This is a genomic window from Pokkaliibacter sp. CJK22405 (assembly GCF_046614695.1).
Classification (GTDB): domain Bacteria; phylum Pseudomonadota; class Gammaproteobacteria; order Pseudomonadales; family Balneatricaceae; genus Pokkaliibacter.
Genome location: NZ_JBKKHQ010000012.1, coordinates 283,017 through 297,995, shown reverse-complemented (window position 1 = coordinate 297,995; position 14,979 = coordinate 283,017). Strand labels below are relative to the sequence as shown.

General features: G+C 56.2%; 16 protein-coding genes. 7 read left to right on the top strand and 9 right to left on the bottom strand.

Features of this window, described 5'->3' with window-relative positions:
• Position 1: 1 nt before the first annotated feature.
• From ACKC9G_RS08545 to hemG, 4 genes are all read right to left on the bottom strand, one after another.
• Entirely contained in the window at positions 2-454 is a 453-nt protein-coding gene (locus tag ACKC9G_RS08545; RefSeq protein WP_411404524.1) for a DUF1249 domain-containing protein, read from the bottom strand.
• Positions 455-622: 168 nt separating this feature from the next.
• Positions 623-1,303 (bottom strand): NUDIX domain-containing protein, encoded by a 681-nt coding sequence (locus tag ACKC9G_RS08540; protein WP_411404523.1) that lies wholly within the window; start codon positions 1,301-1,303, stop codon positions 623-625.
• Between the two features lie 83 nt (positions 1,304-1,386).
• Positions 1,387-3,159, bottom strand: a complete 1,773-nt coding sequence (locus ACKC9G_RS08535; RefSeq protein ID WP_411404522.1) for a GGDEF domain-containing protein — start codon at positions 3,157-3,159, stop codon at positions 1,387-1,389.
• A 149-nt stretch (positions 3,160-3,308) separates the two neighbouring features.
• On the bottom strand, positions 3,309-4,688 hold the full coding sequence (hemG, locus tag ACKC9G_RS08530; protein WP_411404521.1) for a protoporphyrinogen oxidase: 1,380 nt from the start codon (positions 4,686-4,688) through the stop codon (positions 3,309-3,311).
• A gap of 316 nt (positions 4,689-5,004) precedes the next feature.
• Between hemG and ACKC9G_RS08525 the strand changes: the two genes are divergently transcribed.
• The 5 genes from ACKC9G_RS08525 (at position 5,005) to ACKC9G_RS08505 (ending at position 10,104) form a co-directional block, all read left to right on the top strand.
• Positions 5,005-5,496 (top strand): hypothetical protein, encoded by a 492-nt coding sequence (locus ACKC9G_RS08525; RefSeq protein WP_411404520.1) that lies wholly within the window; start codon positions 5,005-5,007, stop codon positions 5,494-5,496.
• 5 nt (positions 5,497-5,501) lie between these two features.
• Complete coding sequence (locus ACKC9G_RS08520) at positions 5,502-6,284, top strand: alpha/beta hydrolase (protein WP_411404519.1); 783 nt, start codon at positions 5,502-5,504, stop codon at positions 6,282-6,284.
• A gap of 200 nt (positions 6,285-6,484) precedes the next feature.
• Positions 6,485-7,000, top strand: a complete 516-nt coding sequence (locus tag ACKC9G_RS08515) for a CesT family type III secretion system chaperone (protein WP_411404518.1) — start codon at positions 6,485-6,487, stop codon at positions 6,998-7,000.
• Positions 7,000-8,760 (top strand): hypothetical protein, encoded by a 1,761-nt coding sequence (locus tag ACKC9G_RS08510; protein ID WP_411404517.1) that lies wholly within the window; start codon positions 7,000-7,002, stop codon positions 8,758-8,760. Before ACKC9G_RS08515 ends, ACKC9G_RS08510 begins: the two co-directional genes overlap by 1 nt.
• Positions 8,761-8,883: 123 nt before the next feature.
• Positions 8,884-10,104, top strand: a complete 1,221-nt coding sequence (locus ACKC9G_RS08505; RefSeq protein ID WP_411404516.1) for a hypothetical protein — start codon at positions 8,884-8,886, stop codon at positions 10,102-10,104.
• Positions 10,105-10,142: 38 nt separating this feature from the next.
• Here the strand turns inward: ACKC9G_RS08505 and rimI are convergent, their stop codons facing one another.
• The 3 genes from rimI to ACKC9G_RS08490 form a co-directional block, all read right to left on the bottom strand.
• Complete coding sequence (gene rimI, locus ACKC9G_RS08500) at positions 10,143-10,601, bottom strand: ribosomal protein S18-alanine N-acetyltransferase (RefSeq protein ID WP_411404515.1); 459 nt, start codon at positions 10,599-10,601, stop codon at positions 10,143-10,145.
• The gene (locus ACKC9G_RS08495; RefSeq protein ID WP_411404514.1) at positions 10,598-11,518 is read right to left on the bottom strand and encodes a hypothetical protein; all 921 of its coding nucleotides are present in this window, start codon (positions 11,516-11,518) and stop codon (positions 10,598-10,600) included. Before ACKC9G_RS08495 ends, rimI begins: the two co-directional genes overlap by 4 nt.
• Before the next feature lie 111 nt (positions 11,519-11,629).
• Complete coding sequence (locus ACKC9G_RS08490) at positions 11,630-12,310, bottom strand: DNA-3-methyladenine glycosylase (RefSeq protein WP_411404513.1); 681 nt, start codon at positions 12,308-12,310, stop codon at positions 11,630-11,632.
• A gap of 96 nt (positions 12,311-12,406) precedes the next feature.
• Here ACKC9G_RS08490 and ACKC9G_RS08485 point away from each other — a divergent pair, with 96 nt between their 5' ends.
• On the top strand, positions 12,407-13,558 hold the full coding sequence (locus ACKC9G_RS08485; RefSeq protein ID WP_411404512.1) for a MalY/PatB family protein: 1,152 nt from the start codon (positions 12,407-12,409) through the stop codon (positions 13,556-13,558).
• Positions 13,559-13,621: 63 nt separating this feature from the next.
• On the top strand, positions 13,622-14,008 hold the full coding sequence (locus ACKC9G_RS08480) for a hypothetical protein (protein ID WP_411404511.1): 387 nt from the start codon (positions 13,622-13,624) through the stop codon (positions 14,006-14,008).
• Here the strand turns inward: ACKC9G_RS08480 and ACKC9G_RS08475 are convergent.
• Positions 14,005-14,412: a hypothetical protein gene (locus tag ACKC9G_RS08475; protein ID WP_411404510.1), complete on the bottom strand. Its 408-nt coding sequence runs from the start codon at positions 14,410-14,412 to the stop codon at positions 14,005-14,007. The two genes, ACKC9G_RS08480 and ACKC9G_RS08475, sit on opposite strands and share 4 nt — an antisense overlap.
• Positions 14,413-14,465: 53 nt before the next feature.
• The gene (locus ACKC9G_RS08470; RefSeq protein ID WP_411404509.1) at positions 14,466-14,945 is read right to left on the bottom strand and encodes a DUF2489 domain-containing protein; all 480 of its coding nucleotides are present in this window, start codon (positions 14,943-14,945) and stop codon (positions 14,466-14,468) included.
• Positions 14,946-14,979: the final 34 nt, after the last annotated feature.

The window sequence follows — 14,979 nt, the reverse complement described above, 5'->3', positions numbered from 1 at the left end:
GCTAGAGTCGAATCACATCGACGCGTTCCGGACTTAAGCCGTAGTCGATGCAATGGTTCAGCCATTCGGCCAGAAAGGTATTGAGCTGGGCTTTTTCATCCGGCGCTTTCATTCCCGGATTGGGGTAGACATAGACCCCGGACAGCATGCGCCCCTTGGGCGCGATAACCTCGGCAATTCGCGCATCATGGTAAAGACGCACATGCAGGCGCGGCGCCTTGAGCCAGGGCGAGCTGCCAAGGGACTGCTCGACCTCTATGGCTGTTGTGTAGGCAAAACTGTCAGTCACACGCAGGGAAATCTCCCCCTGATGACCGTCCGGCAAATGCAGGCCATACCGATACGACGCCCCTTCTTCAAGGGACGGCAGCAGCTTCATCAGACGGCGGTAGTTAGCTTCACCCTCCGCCATGATGCGCGCCAGATCCGGTACATACTTGCGTTTAATTGCCATTCCACCAACCTAAACTTCTTGAGTACAAAGACTCTCTTTAAACTTTCTATACGATCCCTCACGGGAGTGCCAGAGCGGGCACTTCACCGATAGCGCCATAAAAGCACGCATTCTCAGTGCTGCCAGCCAGACAAGCGAACGGCTTTGGATGTGGGGGCAAGAGAAGGCTCAAACAAGCCCCTGAGCTTTCCAGTTCGCCATGACCTTGTCACGGTAAAGCTGGAACCACTGCACACCCAGCAGTGTCGCTGCATTATCTATACGGCCATCGGCACAGGCTTCACAGGCCTCAGCAAAAGGCACCACATGAACCTGAATATCCTCGCCTTCGGTTTCAAGACCGTGAACGCCGCCCAGCGATGAGGAATCCACCCAGGCGCAATAAATTCCGACGCGCTCATTGGTACCGCCCGGTGACACCAGATAATCCAGCATCGGATAAAAGCCCCTGGCTACTGCGCCGGCTTCCTCCTCGGCTTCGCGACCAGCGACATCCACATCGCTTTCACCTTCCTCAACAATCCCAGCCACCAGCTCCAGCTGCCAGGCATGAGTCGGACGAACCTGGCCATCAAGACGGGCATCCGGCGCCATTAGCGCTCCGGTGCGAAACTGTTCAACCAGAATGATGGCTTCCGCAGCAGGATCAAATAACAACACCGCCACGGCACGACCACGCTCGAATAATTCCCGGGTGATTGTCATCTCTCCACCCTGAAAACGCGGATGGTTGACGGTCAGGGTTCGCATGCGAAAAAAGCCCTGAAAGGACACCTCGTTCTTCACTAACGAGACGTCATCCCGTGAAAAGCGGACGGAGGGAAAACCTTTCGACGCAGAACCTGACATAGCACACTCCTTGTAGAACCCGCTGCAGACACCGGCCAACGCTCCCGGAGCATCAACCGCAGCAAAAGGCGGAGTATAGCTGCTCAGGCCCGAAGTTGATAATGAGGCGGGAGATGGACGCGGGACTCGATCAGGCAGTTACTGCCCTTTTCCTTGGCTTCGTGCTTGGCGACCGCCGCCAGTTCACCGACATCTTTATAGCTGGCACAAACCATCGGATCAGGATGAACCACGGCGATAGCCAGGCTCAGGGTGCTAAAGAAACGCTGCTGACCTTCGCGATCCACACCGGGAATACCACCGGCCATCAGATCCTGGGAATCATAGAAGTTCTCGATGTCCCGGGCGAAATGATCGAGGGCTTTTTGCAGAGTGCTTTGCCAGCCGTTGTCGCGGAAGATGACAATAAAGTCATCGCCACCGATGTGACCCACCAGCGTGTCGCGCCCCTGACAGAACCGCACCAGCAAATCGCCGACAAAGCGAATCACTTCATCGCCACGGGCAAAGCCGTAGTGGTCATTGAAGGGTTTGAAGTTATTCAAATCGCAATAAGCGATACGGAAATCCGTGCCGGTACGCAGCAGGTTCTCCACTTCCTGACTGATCACCACATTACCCGGCAACTGAGTCAGAGGATTGGCATAGCGGGCATGCTGCACCTGCAGATCGGTCATCTTGCGAAGTACATCACGAACACTACCCAGACCGGAGTAATAGCCTTTCTCGGTAATGATAAAGCTGTCGCCGATATCCACTTTAACCGCTTCAGTCAGTGCCTGACTGACTTTCTCAAGCGGCAGGCTCGCCTCAACAATCAGTGGTGTGGAATCCATAAAGCGTTTGACCGGCTTGTTTTCATAGAGCGCCCGCCCGTACTGAGTTGAGAACGTCTCCATCAGCACCGTGCGCTTGACCAGTCCAACTGGCTTGCCCTGCTGAACTACCGGTAGCGCAGAGATTTGCGGATGCTCCTGAAAATAGCTGGCGACACTGCCAAGAATGGTGTCCGGCAGAATCGGGTCGACTGTGGTTTGTACACTGGCGGCAGAATCACTGCTACGAGAAGCCATGGTACGCGGCGTATAACTTTCACCGACGATGCGTTCCTGACTCAGTAATAAATGCGGTTTAGGATGAGGACGGCCCATTAAGAAACCCTGCCCGACGCCAATCCCCATCGACTGAATTGAACGCAGCTCATCCAGGGTTTCGATGCCTTCCGCCACCAGCGTGGCATTCACGCCCTGAGCAATGGCGACCATTGCCTTAACGAACTCGCGTTTGACCGGCTGGGTATCGATGCCATGAACAAAGTGCTTGTCGAGCTTGACGTAATCCGGCGCCATCTCAAGCCAGAGACGCAGGCCGGAATAGCCGCTGCCGATATCATCAATAGCAATACGAAACCCCATGTTGCGGTAATGATTGACCACCTGACGGGCCAGCGCATAGTCCTCGAAGGGATGCTGTTCGGAAAGCTCCATAACGATACGTTCAGGAGCCAGTCCCAACTGATTAATCAGCGCCAGCGTCAAACCACTCGGATATTCCGGGTCCATCAGTAACTCAGCGCTGACATTCAGGAAGAGGCGTGCCCCCAGATTCAGGGACACATAGGACTCAATACTGAGGCGACGGCACAGAAGCTCCAGCTCCTGTAATCGGCCAGCCGCCCGAGCAACACTAAAAAGCTTGTCCGGCATCGCCAGTGGGCTGTCCACAGGCCCGCGAATCAGCGCTTCGTAGCCATAAATATCACCCGTGGCAAGATCAACCAGCGGCTGGAAATGCGGAAAAAGCCGCTTTTCGCTTAGCAGCAGCTCAAGCTCGCTATGAAGGGCGACATCAGACATCGTAGGAATCTGCCGTGAACATGGAGGTATCCGCACAGGATATGACCAAGTTATGACAGTTAGGTGACAATCATTCCTTAAGGAAAAAGTTGTCGTTTGGTGAAGGCATCAAAAAAAAACCGTCTGCGCCAGACCAGACCCTGAAAGGTTCAGAGGCGCTCCGCCAGCAATGCCGCCTGCTGAATACAGTCCGCCACCGAAATACCATCGCGCCAGTTACTGCGAAGATACAGTCCCGGCAACTCAGCCAGTGCGGTTTCAATCTCGGCCAGCCGCTCAAGATGCCCTACTTCATACTGAGGAATCGCCTGCGGCCAACGAGTCACCCAGGTGTGTTCAGGCTGCCCAACAATGCCAAGCAGCGGAGCAATATCGGCCAGTACCTGACGGCTGAGTTGCTGATCCGACAGTTCCGCAACCTGCGGATTTAATCTGCCGCCAATAAAGGACGTTAGCAACACTTTGCCTGCGGGAGCTCGCCCCGTAAAAATACTGGAGGGAAATAAGGTGCCCAGGGTTTTCACCCCTTCACAGCGTGGAATCAGCATGCCAAACCCATCCAGCGCGTGAGCCACCTGCTGTCGGTCAAACGCCATGCTGATACTCAGGACTTCCGGATACTCGATATTCTCCAGCGCGCTGGAGGCTTCAGGCGCCTGTGATTCAAGTAGTCTGGCGGTCACGTGTGCCGGGGTTGCCAGTACAACGGCATCGGCATTGATGCGCTCATCATTGAATGCCACGCTCCAGCCTGAGCGGGTTTGCTCTACTGCGGCGACGTTGGCATGAGTGCGAACATGACAGTGGGGATGATTTTCCAGTTGCTGCACCAGCGCTCTGGCCAGCTGCCCCAAACCGCCACGAAAGCTGGTCAGGGTTCCGCTGGGGCCGGTTTCGAGGGTTTTGCTTTTTCGTGCTTTCATTAATGACCACGCACCTTTAAGCAAGGAGCCATGGCTTTTCTCCAGCTCATACACCCGAGCGGTCGCGGCCTGCACCGACAGCTTTTCAGGATCGCCTGCGTACACACCGCTGACAAAGGGGTTAATGGCGTAATCCAGAAACTCCTTACCGAGTCTTCGGCGCACAAATGCGGCAATCGTCTCTTCATGGGCCGCCTTACCAATAAAAGGCTCCAGCCCCAGACGCAGCTTGGCTTTCCAGCTAAAGAGCGGTGTAGAAAGAAAACCCTGGGGCGATCCGGGTAACGCCACCAGCTTGCCATCACGCACCACAAAGCGGCGCTTGGCTGCAGAACTGGGCGCCAGACGCTCATCGGCCAGTCCCAAATGATCAATAAGCTCGCCTAATGCCGGGCGATTATCCAGCGTGGAGTTCGGTCCTCGCTCAATCAGAAAACCAGCCTCTTCCAATGTCGCCAGATTTCCCCCCAACGACCCCTTGGACTCAAGCAGCGTCACAATGTGGCCCCGATGTTGCAAGAACCATGCTGAAGCCAGGCCAGAGATGCCGCCTCCGACAACAATAATGCGCTTTGACGTCTGTTGTGGGGCAGCAGGTTGTGCCATGGATGCCTTGCTCCTTATTATTAGCAGGTTGTGTCGGAAGGATGTCCCGGGCGCGGGTCTGACACTGTCTGCACAGGTCGCAGCAGTAAGGGACCCTATTGTGTCGGGACAGTTTATCGCAAACAATGCCGTCCGGCTGGAGACAGATCAATCTGGACAGCCTTTTAACGGCAACAAAATTTTTAGGATACGGGATACCCTTGATGTTACCCCGGTTGTTACTCCTGCACTCAGTGTAGCAACACCGGCAGCGTTGCCCGCGGCAACGTCTGAATCAGACGGGGACTCCGTCAAGGAGCCTTTGTCGAGGTGCGGTTTGACCGAATCACTACCCATAATTCTGGACATTGAAGCCTCTGGCTTCGGCTCAGGCAGCTATCCCATCGAGATCGGTGTGGCGCTGCCTGATGGCACCAGTGAAAGCTTTCTTATTCGCCCGGAAGAGGACTGGACTCACTGGAGCGAAGAGGCTGCTGCCATTCACCGGATCTCCCGGGAAATGCTGCAACAGGAAGGCTTGCCGGTGGCACTTGTGGCCAGGCGACTCAATACTCTGCTGGCAGGACAAAAAGTCTACAGCGACGCCTGGGGATTCGACTCAACCTGGCTTTCCCTGTTATTTTATTACGCTGGCGTCAATCAGCACTTCCGGCTAGATTCACTTCGAGTACTACTTACTGAAAAGCAGGCAACCTACTGGGGAGCCATCAAGGATCAGGTCAGCCGCAACTTTAAACTGACACGCCACCGGGCAGGTGATGATGCTCGGCTTCTTCAGCTGGCTTTGAGGCAGGTAGGAACATTCTGAACACTATGAATGCGCAGATTTCTTCGCGCCCCGCTCATGCCGAGCTGCCGCCATTAATGGATTTGGCTGCTCGCGATGGTGAAACACTCTACTTCAGGCAATACAGTGACGGTCAGGATATTGATCTCATCCTGTTACCGGATCTGGGCTGCAATTCGGCCAGTGTCGCGTCTCTGGCCAAAACGCTGTTGCCCTTTGCCAATGTATTCACTCCCGAATTGCGAGGCCATCAAGGCAAGTGGGGCGATCTGGATTACCCCCGTCAGCTGGAAGATGACCTGGCGGATCTTTGCCTTGAGTTGCGCCGCCATGACCCGATCAAACGCCCTATCGTACTGGTCGGTGTTGGCACTGGCGGTGCCTTGGCATTGCGCTTCGCCAGCGGCCCCAATCAGCAGGCGATTCAGGGTGCAACTCTGCTCAACCCGCGTTTTATTAACCTGCCGCTGGCACGCTATCTTCCCGGACTCAAAGTCCGCCGCTGGCTGACGGCACCCTTGTGGCTACTCGGTCCGCTGGGCCTGCCGCTGCAACGGGGTTTATGGGCAGCCACCACAGAGAACGGCTTTCGCTGCAGCTATGCCATGCTGGCCGCATTTGGCCTGCCGCGCTTTCTTGATACTGATCTGCCGGTCTTCAGTGTTGGTCAGGCAGAAGGTCGTGCGCCGCTCTCTTTGCCGATGGAACGCCCTAACCTCAAGCCGGATCAGCTCCTGCAATCCACAGGTCTGCAAAAGCGCCTGCAGGACTGGTTAAAAACGCTTTCCCAGCAGCCGGAAGCCCTCTAGCGTTACGCTTGGTAAAGATTACTCATCTCATTAAGGAAACGCCCTGTTGCTCTGTCTTCAGGGCGTTTTTGCAAGGAACCGGCGTTCACTTAACTCCACTTAGACTACAACCGGTTTCTTTTTCAAAACCTCAATCTTTCATTGAGTCAAACGTCTGGCTGCCATCAGACTTCTGACCTGTCAGAGATATAAGGCCACACATGTCATCCTTATCCTCACCTGTCGCCAAGGTTAATCAGCTCCTCAAGGAACTCGCGGAGCGCTGTGGACTGCCGGAGCTGGCGCTGGACGAAAATCAGGTGTGCGGCATCCAGGCCCCTGGCACCGAGGAAGATATCGTTCTGACCCTCTTCATGCCTGAACCCAAAACCCACCTCATGGTATTGGCAGAGGTCATCGAACTCTCCCGTGACAACCCCGGTGATTTGCAGGTGCTGTACAGCTTATTGCAAATGAGCTTTCCCGGTATTACCAACCGTGGCTGCGTTTTCAGTATTGATGAGCGCAGCAACCAACTGGTGCTGTCTTATCAGGAGTCGCTGGAGGCGCTATCCAGCGAGTTACTGGAAAGCCTGATCGCCAATCTTCTGCAACTGGTACGTTACTTCCGGCACAAGGCGCGTGAACTGCAAAAAAGCCAGCAACGCAACGCCGCCCCCGCTAGCCGTCCGGAGCTCAACCCTCTATCTGGCAGGCTGGGCAGGAATCCGTTCTGATGCGTAACGATATCAACCGCGTTGGCGGAGGCTTTAATACCTACCCCACACAGCCACAGGAGGGAGGCCATCGGGCACGCCACCATCCACGTGGAACGCTCTCGCTCATTCCGGAAGAGCATGGCCAATCCGCCAGCATGAGTGAGCCTGCCAAACTGTTTTCCCAGACCACACCTCATTCGATTAATGCAGGCCCCGGCCAGCATTACATGCTGAAGATTAACCGCCGCGATGCACAAAACGCGGACGCCCAGCGCGCGCCGGAAGCCGCTGGCAAGCGGGCGTATGTCGGCCTTGAGCGCATGAACCAGGCTCTGCGCTGGTTTTCTTCCGTAGGCCTTCGCTCGGCTTATCAGGCCGTGGAAGTTCAGGCAACGGTGCATTCAGGCAAGCTTTACATTACCTCTAACCAGAACTCGAATGAGCTCAAAGATGCCCTCGCCCGAGGTCTGGACAAGAATCTCAATTTTGAGCGCAGCTTTCGCCATCAGCAGGAAATCAAAGACTTCCTGATCAGTGAAAAAGGCTTCAAGGCCTTTCGTGAACAGGCACTAAAAGAGTTTGATGAAAACCCTCCCGCGGAGGATGCAGCCAACCAGCGACATCAGCTGGGCGAAATTCTGGATATTCTGCACGATGCGGCCAAGGCGCTGGCCAGCAAGGACCCCTCGCAAATTGATGCCTATCTTGAGGTGGTGCCTAATGATGTTTACCCGGGTTCAAAAGCCATCTCGTTTGGCAAGGATACCAAGGTCAGCATGCATGCAGAGCAAATGCTCTATGAAGACATTGGCCGTCGCAAAGACGATGTACTGGAGCAGACCCGCAAAAGCTATGGTTTGAAGGAAGATCAGCCGGTATTGATTCCGATTGCAGGCGCCCGTCGTCCCTGCGGCATTTGCGATCATATCGAGCAGGAGTTGAAGACCAACGAAAACTCCATTTTCAATGACTCGACCGGTCCGTTCCGTCTTATCCGCTCCAGCCAGCGCCCGGGCAACACCTTCCCCGGCGCGCAGGTGATTACTTCGGCGCCTTTCGGCGGACAGCAAAATATTGGCGGCATTCTGGATACGCTGAAGAATTCCTACCGGGCCGCTGAGCTACCCAAGATCGACAGTTTCTATGATACGGACTCCGATAACGGCAGTCTGGCAGGCAGCCCGGTGCTGGAACGTAACGAGTCCGCAGGGCATGCCAACCGGTTCTTCGAGAATCAGAGACAACAGAATGCTGGCCGGACGCAGGGAAATGGCCGCGACCGCAGCCAGAGTAACTCCCGCAATAACAACGACCGCCCGGTGTTCAACAACCCCCAATGGCAGGAGCGCCAGCAGTCATGGCAGCGACAGGGGGCGCAGGGACGGCCACGCTATTCACGCGCGGAGAGTGATAACCAGACCAGCACTTCCCAGCCTCGTCAGCGGCCACCCATACAAAACCGCCGGCAATCGGAAGATGTGAATAACTTCCGCCGCCGTGACAGCTTCCGTGGTAATGACAATTATCGCGGCAACGACAACAGCCGCGGGCCAAACCGCCCCAATGATGACGGCCAGCCTCAGCGTTTTCGTGGCGCCGATTTTAATCGCCCCCCCACCGGGCCACGTCATGGCGGGCAGCGGCCAGGCTTGCAGCGCTCTCGCAGCGACCAGCCTCAAAGTCACAGTGCCGACCGTTTTGCTCCCGCGTTCAAACGAGAACGTGACGAGGAGGATGACAGGGCTCGTAAGCGCACCCGTCAGGATGAAGGCGCCTGAGCCAGTCTGGCGTGAAAGCATCCCGGTATTAGCAGTCGCCACAACACGATCAGCCACTTTTCAGGTGGTCAGGGACGAGGCTGTGGCAGAAAGATCACGATCAGTTTGAGATAACCTCCAGCCATGCCTATTCATGCTCCAGGACAATCACCCCGGATTGGTGTCAATGCTCCCCTCACGTCACAGGAGCCTATTCCCTCTATTCGCTTGCCTGAAGGAACGTTGGTACTGGATGCCTCCAGCCTCCCGGAAACCCAGACAATGGCCGACCCCCAGCGCTTGCTGAGCAATAGCCGTTTGCTCAGCTCTGATATTCAGGGCCGTCAGCATCAGTTTCTGGATATCCCCAAGGCAGATAGCGTCGCGGCGAATGCGCTTCGTCCCTCGGAGTCGCTGGGTACCAAACCCTATTCAGGTTTCGAACGCTCTCATCAGGCCTTACGCTGGTTCGCCAGTGTGGCGTACTCAGGCACCGTGGGTGTGGGTGAGGTTCAGGCCACGGTGTATGACCACCAGATTCAGCTGACCGGCAACCGTAACACCAACAATCTTCTTAAAGGCGCACTCAAAGGACTCCTCAAAGCCAATGAAGGTCAACCACGGGCAGCCCGCTTGCTAAAAGCCTTCAACGAGCATCTGGTGGATGCCAAAGGCTTTGCGAACTTCAAAGCGCTGGCGCTTAAAGAGCTGGACGAGCAACCCGCCTCCAGCCGTCTGCCGGAAGATGCCAGGCAGCTCAGCAGCATTCTGGATACCCTGCATCACGCGGCCATTGCCCTCGGCAGTCGGGATAAGAACGTGATTGATAACTTTGTGCGTTTTGTCCCCAGCGAAGTCTATCCGGGCAATAAACGCAGCCTGATGGAAGGCCAGCCTCATGCCTCAATGCATGCCGAAATGACGCTGTATGATGATATTACGGTGGATGCCGAGGCCCATGCGGCAGCAACACGCGCTCACCGGGGTCTGGCTGAGGATACTCCCATTCTGATCCCCATTGCGGGTACTCGTCGTCCCTGTGGCATCTGCGATCATATCGAGAGCGAGCTTAAGAACCCGGAGCAGACCTTCTCGGTCTTCAATGAAAACATCGGCCCCTTCCGCTTGCTGCGCGCCAGCCAGCGCCCGGGCGATGTTTTTCCCGGGCTTCAGGCACTCCCCACCCATGCGTTGGGCAATCGATCAGAAGATGCAATGTCAGCGCTGCTTGGCACCATGCAATCCCGACTGAGCGCACTGCGCTCACCGCGCGTGGGCGATAGCTATTTTGATACGGATTCTGAGCATTTGTCAGAGCGTGACTCCTCGCCCAGCAATGCCAGCGAGAAAGACGAGGACAACTGATCGTCGCAGAGAAGATGGTGGGTAAGTTGCAGTCGCGGTCAGGCAGGCTGTTCAGTGAGCAATAAACTCATCAGCAACGCATCTTCGGCAGGTCCGCCGTCTTCACCGGGGTAATAGCCTTTGCGGCGGCCATCCTCCACAAAGCCCCACTTGCGATAGAGGGCGAGGGCCGCATGATTGCCGGAGCGCACTTCCAGCATGAGCCGAGCCATGTGCTGCTCTCGTAAGCGAGCAATCACCTGTTTCAGCATGGCGGAGCCTATTCCCCGTCCCTGCGCCGCAGGTTCGACCGCAATCGTCAGGATCTCGGCTTCATCCAGCACCTGACTGATCACCACATGCCCGAGCATGCGCTCTTCAGATTGCCAGATTGCCAGCCAGTGCCCTGACTCGGCGCTGCCGGCAAACTGCTTTTCAGTCCAGGGATGGGAAAAAGCCCGCGCAGCCTGTTCTGCCAGCAGCGTCGCTGAAGAAGCATCAACACTGATCAGACTCATGATGCGGCTTCCGGCGAAGTCTCCGGGCTGACACGGGCTTTCAATGCGCGCACCATCGGCTGTAAATGCTGCCAGGTATCCCGCTTTAATTCAGGCAGGTTGAGCAGGGCATGCAGACCATGGGTAATCCCCACCCCCTGCCAGCCTGCGTACTCATGCAGGCGATCAAAGGCAGGTTCTTCTGAGCCAGGCAGAATCTGCTCGATGGCTTTCTCACCCATCACAATCAGGTAATCCTGGCTTTCCTGCTGGCGCTGCACCGGCAACCAGCGCGCCAGTGTCTGCTGCGCCACTCGCGCAGTCTGATCAACGCCCTGGGTTTTCACCATCGGCCAGAAAAAATACTTCACGGTTGCCATAGATTCCTTCTGGCCCGTCACCGCGCTCAGCATCGCCGTCAGCAACTGGATATGTTCCTGACTGAGGCGTTTCATGCGTGTTGGCATATCGGTGAGGACAATACCGCGGGAAAAGGCCATGGCTGCCAGATGAAACACCGGCACGACTTCTGTGCTGGCACGGGTATCAGCAACGGGCTCCTGTGCACTGCTCGTCACAGGCTTCGCGGGTGCAGGTTTGGCCACCGGGTTCACTGCCGGCGTCTGATTCTCGGGTGCGGCTGGCTCCAGAGGTTTACCCAATGTCTGCGAAGCCAATGCCTGCAACTCGGCTTTGGCATCGGCAGGTGCCCGCGATGTCAGCGGCGGAGTGATCGTGGTTGCTGCCGGAGCGGCAGAAGCATGCTCTCTTTCGGCCGGAGCCAGCGCATCCCACTCGAAATAGTCACTCGGGTGGGCACCGGCTAACACAGTGGTCGGCATCCACACATCAATCCCCATGGCCTCAAGATAGGCCTGACGCTGGGTCTCATCGATGGCAAGGTCGCCGAAGGCTGTGTTATGGGTCTCGGATGACATAGGGTCTCTGGGGATGGATTATCCGCAAAATGGGAAAGCAGCATACCACAGGCCATCGACTGAAAGGACGCCTCCCGGCGATTTCACCGGGCCGACTGCGGACAGTGATGATCAGCCTGGCTCGCTGATCACACTCGGCATGGCAGCGGTAAGTTCATGACAAGGAATCTGCGGACGCGTCAGAGGGTTTTGCGTACAGGAACGCACGTCACTGGCATCAATAAAGCGCCAGAGCAGGTGTTCATCCCGGCCACTGGGAATGCCCAGGCGCGGCGCCTGCAGAATCCGCTCCGGCTGATAGCCGATATCTTCGACACGCAATCGCTGCGGGTCCTGTGGCTGCTGATCCCACTCACTCACTTTTAACCCCAGCGCCTTACACACCAGCGTTTGTCCTGAACACAGCTTATGAAGCGGACGCGCCGTGCCATCGGTCTTAGGGTTCAGGGCCTGCATCATTCTCAGTGAAGCCGCTTCGCTGAGGCTATCCTGCCAGGGAATGGCTGACTTGATCAGTACACCATTGCCCTCACCCTCGGCACTGAAGTTCAGCGAATCCTTGCCGCGGGCGTAATACATGTAGAGGATGCCGGGGGGCATAAAAAGCCCGCGCCGTTTTTCCGTAAACCCGAGAGAGGCATGGCTGCCACGATCACGGACATCGTAGGCTTCTGTTTCGATGATCCGGACGGCAAGCCACTGCTCACCCACTTTGTGACGTATCACTTTGCCCAATAAAGCACGGGCAAGCGCAACAGGAGGTTGGGCGAAGAATGCAGGAGAAAGTATCATAGGCGCAGAGTCCGGTTACGGGGCTACCCATTGTCATCAGGTAGCCCGACGGCATCAAGCCAGCCGGCCACACTGATGACTGACAGGGACTATGACATGCTCAGCTTCGACAAGCACACCGATCGCAAAGGCACCTTTAGCCAGAAGTGGGACAAGTACAAAGGCCAGGACATCCTCCCCATGTGGGTTGCTGACACGGATTTTGAAGTCCCCGAGGCCATTCGCAAGGCCCTGCATGAGCGCGTCGACCATGGGATTTTCGGCTACACCAAACCGCCTGCACAACTTACCCAAGTGATCGTCGAGCGCCTGGCAAAACTCTATCAGTGGGAGGTCAAACCCGAGTGGGTCGTCTACTTGCCGGGGCTTGTTCCCGGTCTTAACCTCGCCTGCCGCAGCCTGATCAGCAAAGAGCAGCGGGTGATTTCTCCCAAGCCTATTTATCCGCCCTTTATGAGTGCCCCACGCCTGTCGGAGCGCGAACTGCTGACCATTCCCATGAAAGAAAATGGGGATCGCTGGGTCATGGATCTGGATGAACTGGCAAAACAGCTGCGTGAAAATGAGCTGCAAGGCAGCCTGCTGTTGTTCTGTAACCCCCACAATCCGGGCGGCACCGTGTACACCCGTGAGGAATTACTGGCACTGGGCAAGCTCTGCGAAGTATTCGACTTAATTGTCTGTAGCGATGAAATCCACTGCGACCTGCTGCTGGAGCCGGGCCTTAAGCATATTCCGTTCGCCAGCTTAAGCGCGGAGCTGGGCGAGCGTACCGTCACGCTGATGGCCCCGAGCAAAACCTTCAATATCGCCGGTCTTGGCTGCTCCTTTGCGCTCATTCCCAATGCGACATTGCGCCAGAAATTTGAACATGCCGGTCGTGGCATTCTGCCGGATGTGAGCCTGCTGGCCCTGACAGCCGCAGAAGCAGCCTACCGCGAAGGCGATGCCTGGCTGGAAGATCAGCTCAACTATCTGCGCCGCAACCGCGATTACTGCATCGAGCGCATCAACAAGATGCCAGGGCTGTCACTCAAACCGATTGAGGCGACTTACCTGGCCTGGATTGATGCCACCGATACCGGCCTTGAGAATCCGCAGAAGTTCTTTGAAGAGCACGGCGTTGGCCTGTCACCGGGTCAGGACTTTGGCAACCCACGCTATGTCCGCCTGAATTTCGGCTGCACCTTCCACACCCTTAAAGAGGGTCTGGATCGCATGGAAAGTGCACTGAAAAACCACAATTAAGGCCTTTAGCCACAAGGGCCAAGCCCCCAGTTATTGAGAATGTCTGGACGCAGGATGACACTGATGAAGAACTCCACAGGAACCGGCTTTCTCTGGGGGCTCCTTGGCCTGATGATGCTTCCCACCCTGGCACTACATGCCTATGCCGAAGACAGCAGTAGCAGTAGCTCCAAGGAGCATATTGAGCACATGCGCGCCAAGCATGAGCATGATCGCTGTCTGGTGAAATTTGATGATGACCAGCCTGAGGTCGTCGCGGATTTTCGCGCACTGGCCGATGAAGTCAAAGTCACGGCGGATACACAAAGTAGCGGCAGTCTTTACTGCGCTGACCCGTCACACGCCGGAGAGGTACTGACGGATCTTCAGGAGGCAGGTTTCAAGCAGATATCCTGGGGAGGAAGCTATCAGGAGCTGCATGAGCAGACTGACAGCATGGATATTGATTAAGACGAGCGGTTATCGTCCTCGGACTCCTGCTCGCGCTTGTGCTGTAGTTCGCGCTGAGACCTGAGTAGCTTGATACTGCGAAGAATCTGCTCTGCGCGCTCGCGCCCTTCGCGGTTATAGAGATAGCCATTGATGCCCTGGGTACAGGGTGGATGATCATCATCGCCCTCCTCCAGACCAATGCAGCGAATCCGGATAATCTCCAGCTCCGGATCATGGTGCAGCGGACAACCCAGAAACATCACCCACTCATCGCGCCGGGTATATCCATCCACCACACCTTGCAGTAACTGCTCAATCTGTACGATCGAGGGGCGGTAACGCGGCACACCCATGCGGGTAAACACCCACAGGCAAAAGACGATAACGATCAGCGTCAGTAAAAACAGCACAACAAAATGCATGGTTCAGCCTCGCTCTGGCAGCGCAAAAGGGCAGCGACTTACAGCATAGGTGATCAGCGGGGTGCCTGACGCATCTGGAAGCTGGCTTCCTTCTGCAGATAGCTGATCGCGCGCTCGATGGCTGGACGCAGCTCTTCTTCCATCGCATCCATATCCGCCCAATGGCGGCGGCGATGCTTGAGATCCAGTTCAGTGAAAGCTTCCTTACGGGGAATATGCTCGGTGCGCGTCCAGACCTCTTCCAGTACTTTCAACTCCTGTCGCTCGAGCATACCGGGATAGGTGGTATCAAGCAGGCCCTTGAGGCGGATACAGCCTTCGGTCAGTTCACACTGGCCATCCTTCATCGCCGAGGTAATCACGCGCACGCTTTCCTGAATGTGTTGCTGTCGTTGCTGCTCCAGCTCGCGCAGCGTCTCTTCCGCATGACGGTTTTGCGCACTGCGCTCACGGTCTTCACGCCAGAGACGAATAGCCAGCGGAGTTAATAGTGCAATGGCAACAAGGCCAACCAGTAAAAGAGTGATCGTCATGGTATCTCCTGAAAAATAAAATCCTGTCTCTCCA

Coding starts and splice junctions, on each gene's coding strand:
- ACKC9G_RS08545 (WP_411404524.1), bottom strand. CDS start 454: ATGGCAATTAAACGCAAGTATGTACCGGATCTGGCGCGCATCATGGCG.
- ACKC9G_RS08540 (WP_411404523.1), bottom strand. CDS start 1,303: ATGTCAGGTTCTGCGTCGAAAGGTTTTCCCTCCGTCCGCTTTTCACGG.
- ACKC9G_RS08535 (WP_411404522.1), bottom strand. CDS start 3,159: ATGTCTGATGTCGCCCTTCATAGCGAGCTTGAGCTGCTGCTAAGCGAA.
- hemG (WP_411404521.1), bottom strand. CDS start 4,688: ATGGCACAACCTGCTGCCCCACAACAGACGTCAAAGCGCATTATTGTT.
- ACKC9G_RS08520 (WP_411404519.1), top strand. CDS start 5,502: ATGAATGCGCAGATTTCTTCGCGCCCCGCTCATGCCGAGCTGCCGCCA.
- ACKC9G_RS08515 (WP_411404518.1), top strand. CDS start 6,485: ATGTCATCCTTATCCTCACCTGTCGCCAAGGTTAATCAGCTCCTCAAG.
- ACKC9G_RS08510 (WP_411404517.1), top strand. CDS start 7,000: ATGCGTAACGATATCAACCGCGTTGGCGGAGGCTTTAATACCTACCCC.
- ACKC9G_RS08505 (WP_411404516.1), top strand. CDS start 8,884: ATGCCTATTCATGCTCCAGGACAATCACCCCGGATTGGTGTCAATGCT.
- rimI (WP_411404515.1), bottom strand. CDS start 10,601: ATGAGTCTGATCAGTGTTGATGCTTCTTCAGCGACGCTGCTGGCAGAA.
- ACKC9G_RS08495 (WP_411404514.1), bottom strand. CDS start 11,518: ATGTCATCCGAGACCCATAACACAGCCTTCGGCGACCTTGCCATCGAT.
- ACKC9G_RS08490 (WP_411404513.1), bottom strand. CDS start 12,310: ATGATACTTTCTCCTGCATTCTTCGCCCAACCTCCTGTTGCGCTTGCC.
- ACKC9G_RS08485 (WP_411404512.1), top strand. CDS start 12,407: ATGCTCAGCTTCGACAAGCACACCGATCGCAAAGGCACCTTTAGCCAG.
- ACKC9G_RS08480 (WP_411404511.1), top strand. CDS start 13,622: ATGAAGAACTCCACAGGAACCGGCTTTCTCTGGGGGCTCCTTGGCCTG.
- ACKC9G_RS08475 (WP_411404510.1), bottom strand. CDS start 14,412: ATGCATTTTGTTGTGCTGTTTTTACTGACGCTGATCGTTATCGTCTTT.
- ACKC9G_RS08470 (WP_411404509.1), bottom strand. CDS start 14,945: ATGACGATCACTCTTTTACTGGTTGGCCTTGTTGCCATTGCACTATTA.